Consider the following 15,935-nt stretch of genomic DNA (forward strand, 5'->3'; position numbering starts at 1 on the left):
TTATTTATAACAAGTTTTTCCTCTATATTTGAATTATTAATTAATTTTATAATAAATATTAATTTAATCGAATCTTTCCCTATAGCCACAGCTTTTACACAATTCTTCTACTACTTCTCTTCTGGAAAATCCATCTAAAATATTGCTTGCTCTATCTCCTTCTACTATTTTTGAAAAATTACTTTCATTAATATTGCCTAAATTTACTACACCCTCTCCATCAAGACAACAAGGGATTACTGTTCCATCTACTAATATGCCTATTTGATTTCTAAGTCCATAACAAAAACCTTGGCTGCTCCTATTTGAATTTTTTAAATCTGGCCACTGGAATTCATGGTCCTGATTTAAATATATTCTCTCTTTAAGTTTAATTCCCCTGCCTGGTTCAATTTTTTCTTCAATCTTATAAGGTAAATTAAACTCCTCCTCAATTATATGTAAAATATCACGATTTATCTCTCTTTGAAGATTTGTTATATTATCTTTATCTAAATTCCATAATCTAAAGGATATTAACATATCAGTATGAGAATTAGCTTCTTTTGTAAAAGCTATAATATCCTTAATGTACTCCTCTTTATCACATACCATGTTGTTTCCATCAAAGCTATGCAATGAAAAATTAATCTGACGTAAAGCTGGCTTATTAATTAATTTTTCTCTTACTTTCTTTATAAGAGTTCCATTGGTAGTAATGTTTACTTTAAAGTCTTTCTCATAGCTTATATCTAAAAACTCATCTATTTGTGGATGAAGTAAAGGTTCTCCTTTTATATGGAAATATATATATTCTGTATAAGGCTTAATTTGTTCTAGTATATTACTAAATGTTTCTATTGTCATAAATTGTGAGGTCCTATTAGTTTTAGGACAAAAACTACAAGAAAGATTACATACATTTGTAATTTCAATATAAAATTTTTTAAACTTCTTCATTAGTTACGCTCCAGTTCTATCTTTCTATATATTCTGCATTAGTCACTATAATACATGTAAAGCATAGTTAATTCAACCTGATAATTTACTTTTCTTTTAAAATAATTGTACTTGAATAAAAGTTATATTTTTTATAAAAACCTAAAGCTTCCTCATTTCCGCTAACTACTCCAATTATCTTTGATTTCACTTTATTTTCATTCATCCAACTCAATGCAGAAGACATTAAATAATCTCCAACATTAAGTTTTCTATATTCTTTTTGTACAAATATAGAATCAATTTCTCCTATACCATCATCAGTTATTGAACTCACACAATATCCTATAATTTTATTCATACTTATATCTTTAGCTAAATGAACTCTTAATCTACCACCTTGTGATTTTTCAAGGAGTCCTTTCTTTCTATTTTCAAAGATATTAATACTATAAAATTCTTTGAAATAAGGAGATCTTTCCTTATGATGTTGATTTAATTCTTCCCATAAGGATTGTATTGAATCTAATAATTCTTCTTCTCCAATTATATACTTAATATTTTTATTTTGTGATAAACTCAAACTTTTCCCTTCTTTCTAATTTAATATTTTCTCAATTACTGCATCTTTTTTGTTTATATAATCTATTATACTAGGTTCTACATTAATATCTGGCATTAAAGAATCCGTATCCTCTTTAGAGTTTTTAAAATATTTAACTGAATAACTAACCGTAATTCCCGTGTTATCCAAATATAGTTCTTTAACTTCTCCATAGTGATTAGGCTTTCCTCCGGTAGGTTCTCCAATAAAGGTTGCTTGTGTTTTATTCTTAAAAGTTAAAGCATTTAATATGGCCGAAGAAAAAGTTTTTCTTCCTACTACCACATATAGCTTATCCTTATCATTCAATTCTTCTCTTTTCTCTAGCTCTTCGAAGAATGGATTCATAATGCTAGAATTCCCTCCTCCATTATGTCTTAAATCAATAACAAGCTTCTCAACATTATTCTTATCTATAAAATCAAACATTTCTTTTGCAAATTGTTTGAAAGGCTTTTCTTTCATATCTGAGCAGGAATTGTATTGGAAATATAAAGTATTATCTTCCTTAATGTATTCATACCAATAATTTATATATGGATTACGTAAATATAGGAGATTATTATTATCCTCTACCATCTTCCCTATATACTTTATATTTTCTACTTTATCTGGCTTTATATCAACTTCTATCTCTTTTCCTTTTTCATCTAAAAAAATCATATTTACTTCATCTTCATTTATAATATTTAATCCCTTTAATATTTCAGGCATGGTTAAATATATTCCCGCTAAATTCTTAAATTGAGGAGAATTTTCATGTGATATAATAGGTTTTAATAATTCTAATACCTCTGATATATTCTTGCCATTTATTTTATCTAATTTAAGATTAAGAGTATTTTTATATTCTTCTGGTGCGTCAACAACATAAATTCCTTCTTTAAACCAATAAAATTTTAATGGATATATAGTTTCTATATTAGGATATACCATTGTATGTCCATCTCCTATGGATGCAATTATTTTACTTAATTGAACTTTAATTTCTTCATCTGAGTAATCATTCACCTTATTTTTCAATTCATTCATATCTCTATAAAAATCCTCTTTCTTTACTTTAAAGAATAAATTTTTATGTCTTTTGGGTAGCTGCTCTTCTAAATAAGTAATATCATTTACCCATTTACCATTTCTATCATGAGCTATAGCTGGTTTCGTAGAGTTACCACAAGCGACCATTGATATAGATATAATCATTATTAAACTCGCAGCTAAAATTTTTGATACAAAATTTCTTTTCATCTCTATGCCCCCCCAAATTAAAATCCATGGTTCTTATATATGAAGTTATTAATTATTTAAATTTTTATTGAACATAAATCTTAAAAATATAGTCTACTCAACTTATAAGTAATTAGAAATTTCCCTCAGTTGCATATTGCTGCAAGAGCTAACTAATTCACTCAATATTGCTTTATGCCCCGCTCCATATATTACTAAAATACGATCTCCTGGTTCTACTATACTTTTTAGATTCCCAAATATACGTATGTTTCTTTCATACCAAGTGGAAAGAACTTTAGCACCACAATACGTGTCACCAGCTCCAATAGAGGCAAAATCTACATAAAGACTATGATTTTCCGCAATCCATTGAGGAGTATTTAAATATTTTAGTACATCCATAACTGTTGCAGTTTTTATTAAATTATTTACTGTACTATCAATTTCATTGGTCTTTCTAATAAAGTTATTATAAAAATCCTTTTGAAATTCTTGAGCATAATCCATAGCATCTTCAAAAGGTAATCCCATCTCCTCATTAATTGCATAAACCCTTGAATGATTCATAATTTTTGCTAGCCTAAGTCCTAACTGATGAATTTCGTTTTTATTTAAAGAATAATTTCCGTTACAATATTGCCTGTATGAATTGTTCAATACTCTATCCCATTTTAAACATTCTTCAACAGCTATTTTATTTGGATTTATATCAATTAATTTGTTCACTACTTCAATTATTTCCTCTTGCTTTTCTGAGGACAATATATTTGATACTTTAAAATTTATAAAATCAGTTCCTGGCGGGTCAAAATGATATGTGCCTAAAATAAAAATTTCTGCTTTTGATAATTCAAAGCTACTATTCATAATGTTCATCCCCCCATAATTTCTTTTTTATCTATTAATTAAAATCTATAATATGTTTCCCATCCTTTATTTCTCACAATTACTCCTTTAGGTAAATTGAAAGTCATAATAAAAAAACCTAATATATCTCCACAGGCTAGAAAAGCATTTAATTGAGCAAAATTAAAAACAAATTTATTCCATCCTAAAAAATACATTAAAATAATAGGAAGCACAGACAAAGTCATAAGCGGCATTAATAAACATAATATAAATCTTTTCTTACTCATCTCCCCTTCGTAGTAGGCATAAAATATTCCCTTTTCTAACCACATGCCAAATATAACATTATCTGATTTTATGCTCTCTGGAAAAACTAATGCGTGAATGGTCTCATGAATTGGAATGATGAGTATAAAGGATATAATAAAATAGATAAAACTAAAAACCCTACTTTGCTTAAATAAAGTTATGGCAATAACCCACATAATAATCCAGGTTATAATTGCTAGTGGAACAGAATATAGAAGATACTTATCTTGGCTAGGTTCTTTTGCTTTTATCCAATTTCCTTGAGTAGGATCAAATTCTTCACTTAAGGGCATCTCAGATTTAATAAATTTCAATCCTCTTTCCTCCTCTTGTAAATTATATAATATCAAACATTCATAAATAAAATAATAGACACTATCTATCTAAAAGTACTGTAATAATTATTAATATATTTATCTATAATCTCTACATCTGGTGGATTTATTTCATGAGGTATTTTATCTAATTCAAAAAATTGTAAAGAAATACTCTCCTCGTTTTCTAAGTCTAATTCCCCGCTATACTTATCTGATATAAATACAGTAACCACATTATAAACTTCGTCACCATTAGGATATATATAATGCTGTCCTTCCCCTGAAAAAACACCAAGTAATTTTAAACTATTTGAGTTTATTTCTAATCCTGTTTCTTCCTTAACCTCTCTAGTAGCAGTTTCTTCTACCATTTCACCAATTTCCACTGAGCCACCAGGTAAACCCCATTTATTATTATCCCTTCTTAATTGTAATAAAATTTTATTTTCATCTCTTATAACAACACTTGTACCACATTGAATAAGTGGCCTATGTCCTACAATTTCTCTTAATTCAAGCATATAGTTTGCCATAATACCCTCCATTATTTATTAATTATTTTTATATTATACATACTATATTTTCTTTATTATCTATATTTTAACATTACCCTAATTAAAAACATAGTGCCACCTATTACTGTTTATAAATCTAAGAATTATTTAATTGCATTTCTCGCATACAGTATGTATTTTGCTCTGTCTAGTGGATTTACTCCAACCCTTTCTCGACTACATCCCAATTCAGAAGCTATGGGGCTATAGCATAAAAATTTAGTACTCATTATTCCCTTGCCACTAGATATAATTCCAAGCCTTATAGGATAATCTAAAGATGTTGCTATTGGCATTTGACCTTCTACCGTAAATACCCCATTTAATATTAAAGGACTATCAAAGCTTCCTCTCATTTGAATAATATCATTTAGAACTTTTCCTCCTACTTCTTCTGGTACGGATATTCTAAAGCTAATTATTGGCTCTAATAATGTAGTGCCTACACTAGCTAACCCGTTCATTATTCCCATAGTTGTCGCTATAATGAAATCTCCTGGATTGCTGTGCATAACATGGTCTTCACCTTCTAACAAAGTAACTTTTAAATCCATTACTTCCCATCCATATAAACCTTGCTTAAGGGCTATTGGTAGTTGACTCTCTATTTCCCTTTGATATCTAAGTTTTATATCTTCAGTTCTTACTTTAGATTCATACACTAATCCAGAGCCCCTTGGCAATGGTTCAATTTCAAATTTTACTACAGCCCAACAAGGTTTAGGCATGGTATAAGCTTCAAAACCTATACCATTTTTACATGGGGTTTCTTTATATATTATAGAAGGTTTTCCAAAGGTGACTTCTATATTAAACCTACTCTTTAATATACTTTCTAATATTTCAAGCTGAATCATACCCATAATTTGAATATGAATTTCATTCTTTTCTTTTATCCATTGAAGATTTAATAATGGATCTTCTTCCTGTAATTCTTGTAGTGCCTCTACTAATTTTATGTAATCTTCCTTAATCTTTGAAAATACCTGAATAGTCAAAAGAGGCTTAGCAATACTTGGAGTTTTAGGTACTTTAAATGGATTTCCTAAAATATCACCTATGCTAGCTTTAGACAATCCAGAAATGCAAGCAATCTCTCCTGAGCTTACTTTTCCGCAATTAATTTCTTTTTGACCACTAAATCTTTTAATCTGTGTCACCTTTTCTTCTACATCTTTAGTATGATTATAAACTGCATCTCTACTTTCAATTTGTCCACTATAAAGCCTAATATATGCTAATTTCCCTAAATTTTTGTGCCCCTTAATTTTATACACTATAGCTGAAAGCTCCTCACTTTTATCATCACATAGGGAGGGTATAGATTCTACTAATAAATCTAACAACTCCTCAATTCCAGTTCCTTTTAGAGCAGCTCCATAAATTACAGGATATAAGTTACACTTCTCTATAGCCAGGGATAGTTTCTCTTTTAAAAATTCAAAAGTAATTTCTTCATCTTCTAAATATTTTTCTAATATATCTTCATCTCTTTCAGCCAGAATTTCTATTAGTTTATTGAAATGTATACTATTTTTAAGTTCTTCTTTTAATACTAAATCTACTGATGGTGTTGATGATTCTTCCTCTTTTATAATTTCCATTGGTAATAAAAACTCAGTTAATAGCTTTCTAATTTCTCCTAGTACCCTTTCCACATCGGCTCCTATTCTGTCAATTTTATTTATAAATATTATAGTGGGTACCTTCATTGTTTTTAACGCTTTAAAATAAACTTCTGTCTGTGGTTGCACTCCTTCTACTGCTGAGACTACTAATACGGCTCCATCCAAAAGAGCAAGGGACCTTTCCACTTCAGCTGAAAAATCTATATGACCAGGCGTATCAATTATGTTAATCTCTACATCTTTCCATTTGAAGTTTGCTTCTGAAGCCTTTACTGAAATCCCTCGTTGTTGCTCTACCTCTAAACTATCCGTATGAGCTGTTCCTTTATCCACACTTCCAAGCTCCCTTATAACTCCACTTTTATATAACATCTGCTCAGTTAAAGTAGTTTTTCCAGCATCAACATGAGCTAGTATACCTATATTTCTTATATTTAACCCCTCTGCCATATAAATTATCCTTTCGCTTACTTTATTAATTTATCTGTTTTTTACACTTTCAATTTGAACATATTCAAATCTATACTTTTGACCTGTAGGATTTTCTTTGTCCTTTGGCACCTCTTCATTAAACATACTATAAGGTCTTGCAAATAATCCACAATCCCCATAAAGGGCTTTATATATTACTAATTCTTCCCTTGTTTCTGAGTGTATAGCAATATCTAATAATAAGTATAGATCCCCTTTAAAATGTCTAAATATTTTTCCTTTATATTCATATAAATTTCTTTCCATTTTATCCTCCGATTTTTATTTATTCTATTTTTCTCATATCTTCACTATTTATATTTTAGCATCTCAATAATTAAAAAAGAAGGCACTTTTTAGCACCTTCTTTTTACTACCATTTTATAATACTTACATAATATTTTTTCTAACTATATCACTTTTCAATAACATCTATCTTATCTTCTCTATAAGTTTATAAAACTTATTTTCATTTATTATGTCATTTGTAATAAACTCACCCTTATAAAATAGGCTATATATACTACATGCTGTAGGTATGTTCATTGCTTCTTCTCTAGTATTTATCTTTATAATCTCAATTGGCATTCCCTCTTTTTGCGCTAATTCCTTTAATACTACATTGGTATAATACTCTGTATATGGGCATTGATTAGAGTAATATACTGTGAATCCATCCTTGTTTTCACATATATTGTTCTTTGTCCTTTCATTGAAAGTTGGAGTAATAGAATTAGGATTATTCTTATATACTAATAGTTCAAAATAAGGAGGAGCTGTATCACATATTTCAAATCCTTGACTTAAAAAAAACTTCTTGTCCGATAAATATGGTCTTTTCTTATCACTGGATAGAAGAATAATTCCATCCTTATCTTTTGAATCTTTAATACATTCATTTAATAAATTTTTACCATATCCTTTACCACCATAACTACCTGCTACCCAAAAACAATTAATCACCATATAATTAGGAGCATTAACTGGTAACCAAGATATTTCTGAAGAGCAATATTCAATAAAAACTTTATGTCTTACATCATATTTTTTAAAAACATATCCACTGTCTATTCTTTCTTTAATCCATTGCTTTTTCTTAATATATCCTTCTTTACACTTTTTATCAGAAATAGCACAACAAATGTGTTCTTCATCAATATTATTTTGGTTTAATTTTATAATATCCATGAATACATCTCCTTTTATAAATAAAATAATTATAGGTCTATGTAGAGCTTACTTATAAAAATATCTATAATATTTTTTAGCGAACAAAAGGTGTTTCTTGTTCACATAGTGCATCATTTAACCATTGTGGGTGCATTGGAAGAATATCGGAAGGTAAATTATTAGTGTCAAAATACTCCAATCTTAAGGTTTCTGAGGAAGAGCAGGATAGTTGTCCATCTATAACTTCCCCTTCAAAATATGTCGTTACAAAATGAGTAACATGCCCATCTGGGTATTTAAAAACTTGAGACTTAGGATCTGAATAAACACCTATTAATCGTGTGATATTAATATTTAATCCTGTCTCTTCTTTTACTTCCCTAATAGCAGCTTCCATTACGCTTTCTCCAGGTTCCACATGACCTGAAGGAATTCCCCACAAACCTACGTCCGCACGTTTTTGCAATAAAACCCTTCTATCTTTATCAAAAATAATAATGGCTACTCCTGGCCAAATATCATCGATAATCTCCTTCATTATTTTTCACTCCCTTAAACTATTTAATGAAGATTAGTATCTTAAATCTAATTTCATAGATAATTTTTTTTAATTTCTTTTAATTTTTTCTAAATTTCTTTTAGTTCTTTTTAATTCCTTTATTCTTCTTTTGCAACATAATTATTATTTTATCAGTGAAATAAATTTTGCATTATTTTTCAAATTCTCAAATGCCTCATCTTCTTTGGCGTACTCTTTGTATTCTTCATCAAATTCAATTGATTTAGCCAAATCTACTAGTGCTTCATCAATTCTATCCATTCTTGCTAATACTCTACTTTTACCATAAAAGGCCTCAGAAAATTCATTATTTAGCTCTATAGCTTTTTCGTAACATTTTATTGCTTCTTCATTTTCATCTAAATAATACAGTGCATCTGCTTTAAATAAATATATAATTTCTTTGTCTTTATCTATCTCCATAATTTTATCGTAATAAGTTATTGCTGTTTCAAAACTTCCTAAATTGTAATGAGATTCCCCTAAATAATAGTATGCATCCACATCCTTAGGTTTTAATTTTTCATATTCCTCAAAGCACTCTATAGCTTTTTCATATTCTCCCAAATCATAGTTTACAACGCCTTTTCCATAATATGCATATGAAGACTTCTTATCATATTTTAAGGCTAAGTCATAATTCTTTAAAGCTTCTTCATATTCACCTAATCCTAATAGTGCATTACCTTTATTTGCATATGGTTCCGAAGACTTAGAATCCAACTCAATAGACTTGTCACAATAAGTTATAGCCTCTTCATATCTATCTAAATCATTTAAAGCCCAACCAATATTATTATAAGCTACATCACTATAAGGATCTTCCTCTAATTCCTTTTTGTAATAAGCAAGAGCTTCTTCATATTTGCCCTCCATATGCAGCTTGTATCCTTTTGAAAGATTATCTCCATTTGGATACATATAATGCAATACACCTAAAGCAATGATTGCTATAGAAAGAATAAAATAGAAAATGCTTGTAAAGCCATCACCTACTAACCTTCTTAAACTTCTAGCTTTTCTATGATTCCAAAAAAAATTAGGTTTTGCAATTGTGCATACAATAGTAAATAACCCTACCACTATGCTTAATATTAAAATACCCATAAAATTGTCCCTCTTTTCTCGTAATTTTAATTTCACGTAAATAATCGTATATATCAGAAAATACTTGATGTTTCAAAACTATAATAACCATGCTGTTTAACAACTTCTTATCATAAATTTAAGCATAATGATAACTTATTTTTAATTTTTATAAATCCAAACTTAAACGAACCATATCCACACACTCTATGCCATTTTCTACAATCTTATCTTCATAATGTTTTATAAAAAAGTCTTTATCTATACTTTTCATTCTAAATCCACATTTTTGATAAAGTGCTAATTGTAACATACCTGAATTACCAGTACCTACCTCTAAAGTTTTAGCTTTTTTCTCTTTAGCTCTGTGGATAGCATCCATTACTATTCTTTTACCTAGTCCTTTTCCTTGAAACCCTTCTTTTATTGCTACATTTACAAGCTCCAGAGTAAAAGGTCTTGTTTTTATTAAAACATATACCCCAACTATGACATCTTCTATATAACCACCATAACATTCCCCTCTACTGATATAATCTTTTATAGCTTCCATAGAAGGGTCAGCTAAAAGCAATAAATCAAATGGAATCTTTTCACTTTCATTTATTTCTTTTATTATAAAATTGTCCATATAATATTTCTCCTTAATATAATCATGTGTTAATTACTTTTTCTTATTTAACCTCAGCAAATGCTCTTATTGACATGGCAGCAGTTTTCTTAGCTTTTAAAGGTACAGCAAAGAATCTAAAATCATGGTCATATAATTTTTCTAATGATGTCAAGTTTTCAACTATGAGAATTTCATTTTTCAAAAGTAAAGTGTGAGCAGGTCTTTCAGGATTTTTAGAACTATCTATATTTATAGTATCTACTCCTACAAGCTTTACTCCTGAACTTATAAGAAAGTTTATAAGTTCTTCAGATATGTATGGATAAGAATAATATTTTTCCTCTCCCCAATGTTTGTCCCATCCAAAATTAAATAAAACAGCTTTGCCACTTAAATCAAGTCCACTAGGAATAACGTTAACCCCTATGGATTCAAATTCTTCTCTGTCCCTTACATCTATAACTACACCTGGGAGTACAACTTCATTTATTTCAATTTCACTGATGTCTCTCCCCTCAGGATAACGATGATACGGAGAATCCAAATATGTACCTATTGAAATTTGAAAGGTTATCTCTGTTATCTCAAAACAAGCCTTTCCTTCATAGTTAGGTGCTGACTGCTCATGAGTTATAAAAGGCTTTACCTGAGCTGTGTATTGTATTAATTTCCCAGATTCATCCTTCATTCTAAAGCCTGGCATTCCGTCTTCAAAATAATGACTTAAGTCTATAAACTTTGACATTTACATCACCTCATAATTATATTTTATATAAAAATTAGTTATCATACTAAAATTTATTAAATATCATCATATATCATTTTTATAGGTCTTCTATGTAAAATTTCATTATTATACTTCAGTAAATTATACTCCAGTAAAACTTTTAAAATCTGGAACAAACTCTTTAGATGAAGTTCCCTCTTCTTGTATAAATGCATTTTTAATTCCTAACTCTAAAGCATAGTCTATAAGTGCATCATAGTGTCTCATATCTAAACTTTTATTTATCTCTGGATAATCCTTAGCATTAAACATTGGAGTATATTGATTCATAATGCTTATATAAACATTATCACCAAAAGTCTTATATATGAAACCTATAATCTTTTTAGAATCAAAGAATAATCCTGGAAGCATAAGATGTCTTACTATGACACCTTTTTTTATTATGCCTTCTTCATTAAAGGTAGCCTCTCCAGTCTGTTTATACATTTCTTCTATTGCTAAGGAAGTTTTTTCAAAGTAATCCCTAGCTTTTGAATATCTTAATGAATACTTAGGATTATAATATTTTAAGTCAGGCAGATATACATCTATATATCCTTCTAAGGCTTTTAAAGCCTCTAAGCTATCATACCCATTAGAATTATACAGTATAGGAATCCTTAAACCTTTAGCCTTTGATATTTTTAATGCTTCAATTATTTGTGGTACATAATGAGTAGGCGTTACAAGATTTATATTATTAGCTCCCTTTTCTTGAAGCTCTAAAAATATTTGTGCCAATCTTTCAATTGAAATCTCTATCCCTAAATTTTCTTGACTTATACAATGGTTTTGGCAGAATACACATTTTAAATTACAATTAGAAAAAAATACGGTTCCTGAACCGCTGTTTCCTGAAACACAAGGTTCTTCCCAAAAGTGAAGGTCAGCTCTGGATATCATAACTTTATCGCTAGCTCCACAAAATCCAATCTCACCTTTTAATCTATCTACTTTACATTTCCTTGGACATAATCTACATTCATTTAACATGTTCATCATTTGTAACCTCTTGTTATATAGTTTTAATATATATTATATCACTAATTTAAGACCTTTTATTGTTTATCATTAAGACAATTTATATTAAAAGCATATCCAAAGTTAAATATGGAAATATATCATTATTAAAGCAATATAATAATGATATACTAAAAATATAATGAAGTCGTATGTGCTATTCAATAAAATATTTTAAAAGGAATGGGGTGTAAAGTGGTAAAATTAAATTTGCCACGAAAATATGAAAAAAAGATTATTTACAATAGTCATTTCCATAATATTTGCTATTGTTCTAATTAGTTGTAAAAGTAATGAAAATAAATTAGATGGTGATAAAAATCCTAATGAAACACCTACTATTACTGAAGAAATTTCAGTGAAAGATACTAGGTGTAGGCTGTATTTTTTTAATATATCTGAATTAAAACATTATTATATAGATAAAACACTACCTATAGAAAATGATGCTTTAATCACTGCTTTGACAAAAGAGCTGCAAAGCACTTCTTATAACAAGGACTTTTTGTCATTAACAGATAAAGTAGAGGTAAAATCAGCAAAACTAGATGAAACAACTGGTGTTCTTAAAATTGTGTTCTCTGATTCTTATGTAGACAATATGAACTTAGGGTCTAGTACTGAAAGCGGTCTTTTAACATCCTTAATAGCTACTTATGGTTATAATTTGGGTGTAGATAAAATCGCCATATATTTTAACGACGAATTATCTACCTGCTTAAAAGGAGATTTACCAAATGGATATTTTACTGTGGAATATCCAACTGCTGAACCCTACAATCCATAATATTATGCCATAATGATTTCAATTTGTTATTATTACATTTTAATAAAATCTATATTTTAAGATATATTTATTCAACATTACAAATAGGTTTTAAATTTCATAATAACTCCTGTATAATTAAAGTACAATAAATAATACAGGAGTTATTTTATTTTGATTATGTATACTAGAAAAAATATTGATTATTTAATTAATTTATATAGAAATATATGGTGGAATTCTAGTACAGAATTAAAACTACACATTGAAACTACCACCTCCTTTGAAAAGAATAAAAACGAAAAAAAATTTGACCGTTTTATCAACTTGATGATAAACCATATAAAAAGTTTCCCAAAAGGGGACGAAAAACGACTAAAATGGAAAGAGAAGTTCGATAATTACATTGAAAATATTATTTTAAAGGAAAATGCTTTTAAGTTAGGCGTAATAGATAAAGAAATGAAAAGCGGATTCTTTAAAATTACAAAAGAATTTATAAAGGAATGTAAAAATTTTGATAGTAATTTAGATTATAAAGATATAGGTCAGGCTATGAGAAATGTGTGGATAATTAGCATTTTCCAAAAATCATAGATAGTAATATTGAATTTACTAATGCTATCTTTGGTTATAGTATGCTTTATCCTTACACTGATAACTACCTAGATGATCCGTCCATATCTATGGAAGAGAAAAGGTATTTTAATGAGCGGTTCTCAAAGAGATTAAAGGGTGAAAAAATTAAGAGTATTAATTGCCACGAAGAAATGGTATATAGGTTAGTTGAATATATTGAATCAGTATTCAATAGAGATAATTATAAAGAAGTTTATGAAAAATTATTGTTAATCCACGATGGGCAAATTAAAAGTTTGATGCAGCAAGAGGTGTTAAGTATTCCTTATGAAAAAGATATTTTAGGTATATCTATTGAAAAAGGGGGAGCCTCTGTTTTAGTAGACGGATATCTCGTTAATGGGGCTTTGACAAAGGATGAAGAAATATTTGCCTATGGATATGGATTCTTGCTTCAACTCTGCGATGATCTCCAAGATGTAAGTATGGATTTAAAAAACAATCACATGACCATAATGTCACAATTAGCTGGAAAATATCCTCTTGATATGATTACTAATAAATTAATAAACCTCACTATAAATATAATAGATACAGAAAACTGCTTTAAAGGAAGCAACAAAGAAGAGCTAAAAGAACTTATTAAAAACAACTGTATAATCATGATACTTTTTTCTATTGCTCATAATAAAAAATTTTACTCTAATGAATATATTAAAACAATAGAAAACTTTTTGCCTTTTACATTGAGTTATATAGATAATCTTAAATCTAACTTAGAAACAAAATTTAACACGCTAGATCCTACCTACAATAATACTTCTATAGAAGATATCTTGTTATATTTACTTGATTAAATTTTATTTAAATCTATAAGGAGCTAAATATATAATTTTAAAATAGTTTTTTTATATACTTAGCTCCCATTTTACGTGCTGATTTTATGTACTATTTTTATTTAATAATTATAATATTATCTTTGTGAAAATTATAATGCTTTTGATTTCATATCTATATACTTCTCTAAGGTTTTTATATGCATTGGGTAAAATCTATTTTTATCTTTGACTATCAATTCTTTTAAATCCTTTAATGATATCCATCTAATATTTTTTGTCTCGTTAGTTTTTGCCAACATTTCTCCCTTTACTTTACATATAAATGTTTCTACCATTACAGGATAGTTTCCTTCTATATTTTGAGAGCATGCAAAAGGAGTATAGTTCAATACTTTATATCTATTTGATTCAAAAATAGTTGAATCTTTTTCTCCATCTATTTCAGTAACTTGCAAGCCAGTTTCTTCCCATATCTCCCTTCTAAGGCATTCATATATATTTTCAAACTCTCTAATCTTCCCTGCTGGTATCTCAAGTAACCCTTCTTCTAATTTAGCATCCTCTTTAGATCTCTCTTGAATTAAAATATAGTCTATACCATCTACGTTTTTTTCTATTATTCCACCTGCTGCCGGTTTAGAAAATCTTTCTATCATAATTCTTTCCTCCTAAAAATCTACAATTTAACTCTGTATAAAATATGGTTCTATATGTTAGTTAAAAACAAACAACCCCTCTCATATAATTTTTAAGTTGAGAGAGATTGTTTTATTTGTTTATTTAATTAATTATTTATCTAATTATCTATTTTAATTAGTACAGTAAATAATGCCTTTATTCTTCAATTCATCAAATGTTTCTTTAACAATATTATATATTTCCGGCTTGATTCCCGTAAGCTTTATTGAATTAAACGTTAAATCAAATAAAAATAACTTTTCTAAATTACTTAAAGATATAATTTTAGGGATTAAATTTTTAGGGATTATAATATTCTTTGAATCTTTATTTATAAACGTATCTATATATTTTACTATTTCATTATTGTCGATCATTATTGCAATAACCTCAGCTTTAGTTTTTGCATTTTTTATTTTCTCTTCAGCATATTGTGAATCTATCTTTCCCTCTTTTTCTTGCACTTTTATATCTTCTATTTCTTTTTCTTTAATATTTTTTATACTTTCAGCTTCCTGAGCCTTGATAGATATATCTTTATAATTTATTTCCTTAATTTGAGAAACTATATATTTAAAATTTTCCAGCATATTTTCATTAAATAATACTTTAATTGTAAACCATCCTATTATTAATACTTTTACAACTTCTATATTTAATATAACTTTGAAAATTTCATTTAAAATAAACCCGATATTTAAAAATAGCTTATTCCATTGCTCCCATAATATCTTATATGAGTTATTTAAATTTAATTCTATCCCTTTAGATCTCATGTATATATAATTATAAATAAAGTAGCTCATTATTAATAATAAAAATAAAGGATATTCTTTTTTAATAATAGATACTAACTTAAAGGAAAAGCTATTATCGTTAACTTTATTTTTTCTATAGAATGCAAAGGCTACTAATAATATGCATCCTAATAAAAATATATAGTCTGAAACTAAAATATTATTCAAATTAAGCGCCATTA

At 28.1% G+C, this 15,935-nt stretch carries 19 protein-coding genes; 3 read left to right on the forward strand and 16 right to left on the reverse strand.

Annotated elements, in window-relative coordinates:
* Positions 1–63 precede the first annotated feature (63 nt).
* The 14 genes from KQI86_RS05065 to KQI86_RS05130 all read right to left on the reverse strand — a co-directional run bounded on the left by KQI86_RS05065 (position 64) and on the right by KQI86_RS05130 (position 12,076).
* Positions 64–939: a radical SAM/SPASM domain-containing protein gene (locus tag KQI86_RS05065; RefSeq protein WP_216438048.1), complete on the reverse strand. Its 876-nt coding sequence runs from the start codon at positions 937–939 to the stop codon at positions 64–66.
* 85 nt (positions 940–1,024) lie between these two features.
* Entirely contained in the window at positions 1,025–1,501 is a 477-nt protein-coding gene (locus tag KQI86_RS05070; protein WP_216438049.1) for a GNAT family N-acetyltransferase, read from the reverse strand.
* A 15-nt stretch (positions 1,502–1,516) separates the two neighbouring features.
* Positions 1,517–2,767 carry a S41 family peptidase gene (locus KQI86_RS05075; protein WP_216438050.1) on the reverse strand — a complete coding sequence of 417 codons (1,251 nt, stop codon included), beginning with the start codon at positions 2,765–2,767 and terminating at the stop codon, positions 1,517–1,519.
* A 102-nt stretch (positions 2,768–2,869) separates the two neighbouring features.
* On the reverse strand, positions 2,870–3,616 hold the full coding sequence (locus tag KQI86_RS05080) for a DUF5694 domain-containing protein (RefSeq protein WP_216438051.1): 747 nt from the start codon (positions 3,614–3,616) through the stop codon (positions 2,870–2,872).
* Between the two features lie 38 nt (positions 3,617–3,654).
* Positions 3,655–4,221 carry a DUF3267 domain-containing protein gene (locus tag KQI86_RS05085; protein WP_216438052.1) on the reverse strand — a complete coding sequence of 189 codons (567 nt, stop codon included), beginning with the start codon at positions 4,219–4,221 and terminating at the stop codon, positions 3,655–3,657.
* 65 nt (positions 4,222–4,286) lie between these two features.
* Positions 4,287–4,757, reverse strand: a complete 471-nt coding sequence (locus KQI86_RS05090; protein ID WP_216438053.1) for an NUDIX hydrolase — start codon at positions 4,755–4,757, stop codon at positions 4,287–4,289.
* A 125-nt stretch (positions 4,758–4,882) separates the two neighbouring features.
* Positions 4,883–6,856 (reverse strand): GTP-binding protein, encoded by a 1,974-nt coding sequence (locus tag KQI86_RS05095; RefSeq protein ID WP_216438054.1) that lies wholly within the window; start codon positions 6,854–6,856, stop codon positions 4,883–4,885.
* Positions 6,857–6,886: 30 nt separating this feature from the next.
* Positions 6,887–7,144, reverse strand: a complete 258-nt coding sequence (locus KQI86_RS05100; protein WP_216438055.1) for a DUF1653 domain-containing protein — start codon at positions 7,142–7,144, stop codon at positions 6,887–6,889.
* A 165-nt stretch (positions 7,145–7,309) separates the two neighbouring features.
* A complete protein-coding gene (locus tag KQI86_RS05105; RefSeq protein WP_216438056.1) occupies positions 7,310–8,065 on the reverse strand; it encodes a GNAT family N-acetyltransferase in 756 nt (251 codons plus the stop codon).
* Positions 8,066–8,141: 76 nt separating this feature from the next.
* The gene (locus tag KQI86_RS05110) at positions 8,142–8,585 is read right to left on the reverse strand and encodes an NUDIX domain-containing protein (protein WP_216438057.1); all 444 of its coding nucleotides are present in this window, start codon (positions 8,583–8,585) and stop codon (positions 8,142–8,144) included.
* A gap of 144 nt (positions 8,586–8,729) precedes the next feature.
* Positions 8,730–9,713 (reverse strand): tetratricopeptide repeat protein, encoded by a 984-nt coding sequence (locus tag KQI86_RS05115; protein WP_216438058.1) that lies wholly within the window; start codon positions 9,711–9,713, stop codon positions 8,730–8,732.
* A 148-nt stretch (positions 9,714–9,861) separates the two neighbouring features.
* A complete protein-coding gene (locus KQI86_RS05120) occupies positions 9,862–10,323 on the reverse strand; it encodes a GNAT family N-acetyltransferase (protein ID WP_216438059.1) in 462 nt (153 codons plus the stop codon).
* Positions 10,324–10,366: 43 nt separating this feature from the next.
* Positions 10,367–11,050, reverse strand: coding sequence for a cyclase family protein (locus tag KQI86_RS05125; RefSeq protein ID WP_216438060.1), 684 nt, complete (start codon positions 11,048–11,050; stop codon positions 10,367–10,369).
* A 123-nt stretch (positions 11,051–11,173) separates the two neighbouring features.
* A complete protein-coding gene (locus KQI86_RS05130) occupies positions 11,174–12,076 on the reverse strand; it encodes a radical SAM protein (RefSeq protein WP_216438061.1) in 903 nt (300 codons plus the stop codon).
* 241 nt (positions 12,077–12,317) lie between these two features.
* On the opposite strand from KQI86_RS05130, the gene KQI86_RS05135 reads away from it, so the two are divergent.
* The 3 genes from KQI86_RS05135 to KQI86_RS05145 all read left to right on the forward strand — a co-directional run bounded on the left by KQI86_RS05135 (position 12,318) and on the right by KQI86_RS05145 (position 14,296).
* A complete protein-coding gene (locus KQI86_RS05135) occupies positions 12,318–12,881 on the forward strand; it encodes a GerMN domain-containing protein (protein ID WP_216438062.1) in 564 nt (187 codons plus the stop codon).
* Between the two features lie 159 nt (positions 12,882–13,040).
* The gene (locus tag KQI86_RS05140) at positions 13,041–13,457 is read left to right on the forward strand and encodes a hypothetical protein (RefSeq protein WP_216438063.1); all 417 of its coding nucleotides are present in this window, start codon (positions 13,041–13,043) and stop codon (positions 13,455–13,457) included.
* A 41-nt stretch (positions 13,458–13,498) separates the two neighbouring features.
* The gene (locus KQI86_RS05145; protein WP_216438064.1) at positions 13,499–14,296 is read left to right on the forward strand and encodes a class 1 isoprenoid biosynthesis enzyme; all 798 of its coding nucleotides are present in this window, start codon (positions 13,499–13,501) and stop codon (positions 14,294–14,296) included.
* A gap of 131 nt (positions 14,297–14,427) precedes the next feature.
* Here the strand turns inward: KQI86_RS05145 and KQI86_RS05150 are convergent, their stop codons facing one another.
* Together KQI86_RS05150 and KQI86_RS05155 are read right to left on the reverse strand one after the other, a co-directional pair.
* Complete coding sequence (locus KQI86_RS05150) at positions 14,428–14,934, reverse strand: NUDIX hydrolase (protein WP_246582653.1); 507 nt, start codon at positions 14,932–14,934, stop codon at positions 14,428–14,430.
* Between the two features lie 153 nt (positions 14,935–15,087).
* Positions 15,088–15,933 (reverse strand): hypothetical protein, encoded by an 846-nt coding sequence (locus tag KQI86_RS05155; protein ID WP_216438065.1) that lies wholly within the window; start codon positions 15,931–15,933, stop codon positions 15,088–15,090.
* Positions 15,934–15,935: the final 2 nt, after the last annotated feature.

Origin of the sequence: Clostridium mobile (assembly GCF_018918285.1) — a bacterium.
GTDB classification, from domain to species: Bacteria; Bacillota; Clostridia; order Clostridiales; family Clostridiaceae; genus Clostridium_AW; species Clostridium_AW mobile.

What these genes read in the sequence shown, in the direction of transcription:
- KQI86_RS05065 (WP_216438048.1), bottom strand. Translation starts at nt 939, where the DNA reads ATGAAGAAGTTTAAAAAATTTTATATTGAAATTACAAATGTATGTAAT.
- KQI86_RS05075 (WP_216438050.1), bottom strand. Translation starts at nt 2,767, where the DNA reads ATGAAAAGAAATTTTGTATCAAAAATTTTAGCTGCGAGTTTAATAATG.
- KQI86_RS05080 (WP_216438051.1), bottom strand. Translation starts at nt 3,616, where the DNA reads ATGAATAGTAGCTTTGAATTATCAAAAGCAGAAATTTTTATTTTAGGC.
- KQI86_RS05090 (WP_216438053.1), bottom strand. Translation starts at nt 4,757, where the DNA reads ATGGCAAACTATATGCTTGAATTAAGAGAAATTGTAGGACATAGGCCA.
- KQI86_RS05095 (WP_216438054.1), bottom strand. Translation starts at nt 6,856, where the DNA reads ATGGCAGAGGGGTTAAATATAAGAAATATAGGTATACTAGCTCATGTT.
- KQI86_RS05100 (WP_216438055.1), bottom strand. Translation starts at nt 7,144, where the DNA reads ATGGAAAGAAATTTATATGAATATAAAGGAAAAATATTTAGACATTTT.
- KQI86_RS05105 (WP_216438056.1), bottom strand. Translation starts at nt 8,065, where the DNA reads ATGGATATTATAAAATTAAACCAAAATAATATTGATGAAGAACACATT.
- KQI86_RS05110 (WP_216438057.1), bottom strand. Translation starts at nt 8,585, where the DNA reads ATGAAGGAGATTATCGATGATATTTGGCCAGGAGTAGCCATTATTATT.
- KQI86_RS05115 (WP_216438058.1), bottom strand. Translation starts at nt 9,713, where the DNA reads ATGGGTATTTTAATATTAAGCATAGTGGTAGGGTTATTTACTATTGTA.
- KQI86_RS05120 (WP_216438059.1), bottom strand. Translation starts at nt 10,323, where the DNA reads ATGGACAATTTTATAATAAAAGAAATAAATGAAAGTGAAAAGATTCCA.
- KQI86_RS05125 (WP_216438060.1), bottom strand. Translation starts at nt 11,050, where the DNA reads ATGTCAAAGTTTATAGACTTAAGTCATTATTTTGAAGACGGAATGCCA.
- KQI86_RS05130 (WP_216438061.1), bottom strand. Translation starts at nt 12,076, where the DNA reads ATGATGAACATGTTAAATGAATGTAGATTATGTCCAAGGAAATGTAAA.
- KQI86_RS05135 (WP_216438062.1), top strand. Translation starts at nt 12,318, where the DNA reads ATGAAAAAAAGATTATTTACAATAGTCATTTCCATAATATTTGCTATT.
- KQI86_RS05140 (WP_216438063.1), top strand. Translation starts at nt 13,041, where the DNA reads ATGTATACTAGAAAAAATATTGATTATTTAATTAATTTATATAGAAAT.
- KQI86_RS05145 (WP_216438064.1), top strand. Translation starts at nt 13,499, where the DNA reads ATGCTTTATCCTTACACTGATAACTACCTAGATGATCCGTCCATATCT.
- KQI86_RS05150 (WP_246582653.1), bottom strand. Translation starts at nt 14,934, where the DNA reads ATGATAGAAAGATTTTCTAAACCGGCAGCAGGTGGAATAATAGAAAAA.
- KQI86_RS05155 (WP_216438065.1), bottom strand. Translation starts at nt 15,933, where the DNA reads ATGGCGCTTAATTTGAATAATATTTTAGTTTCAGACTATATATTTTTA.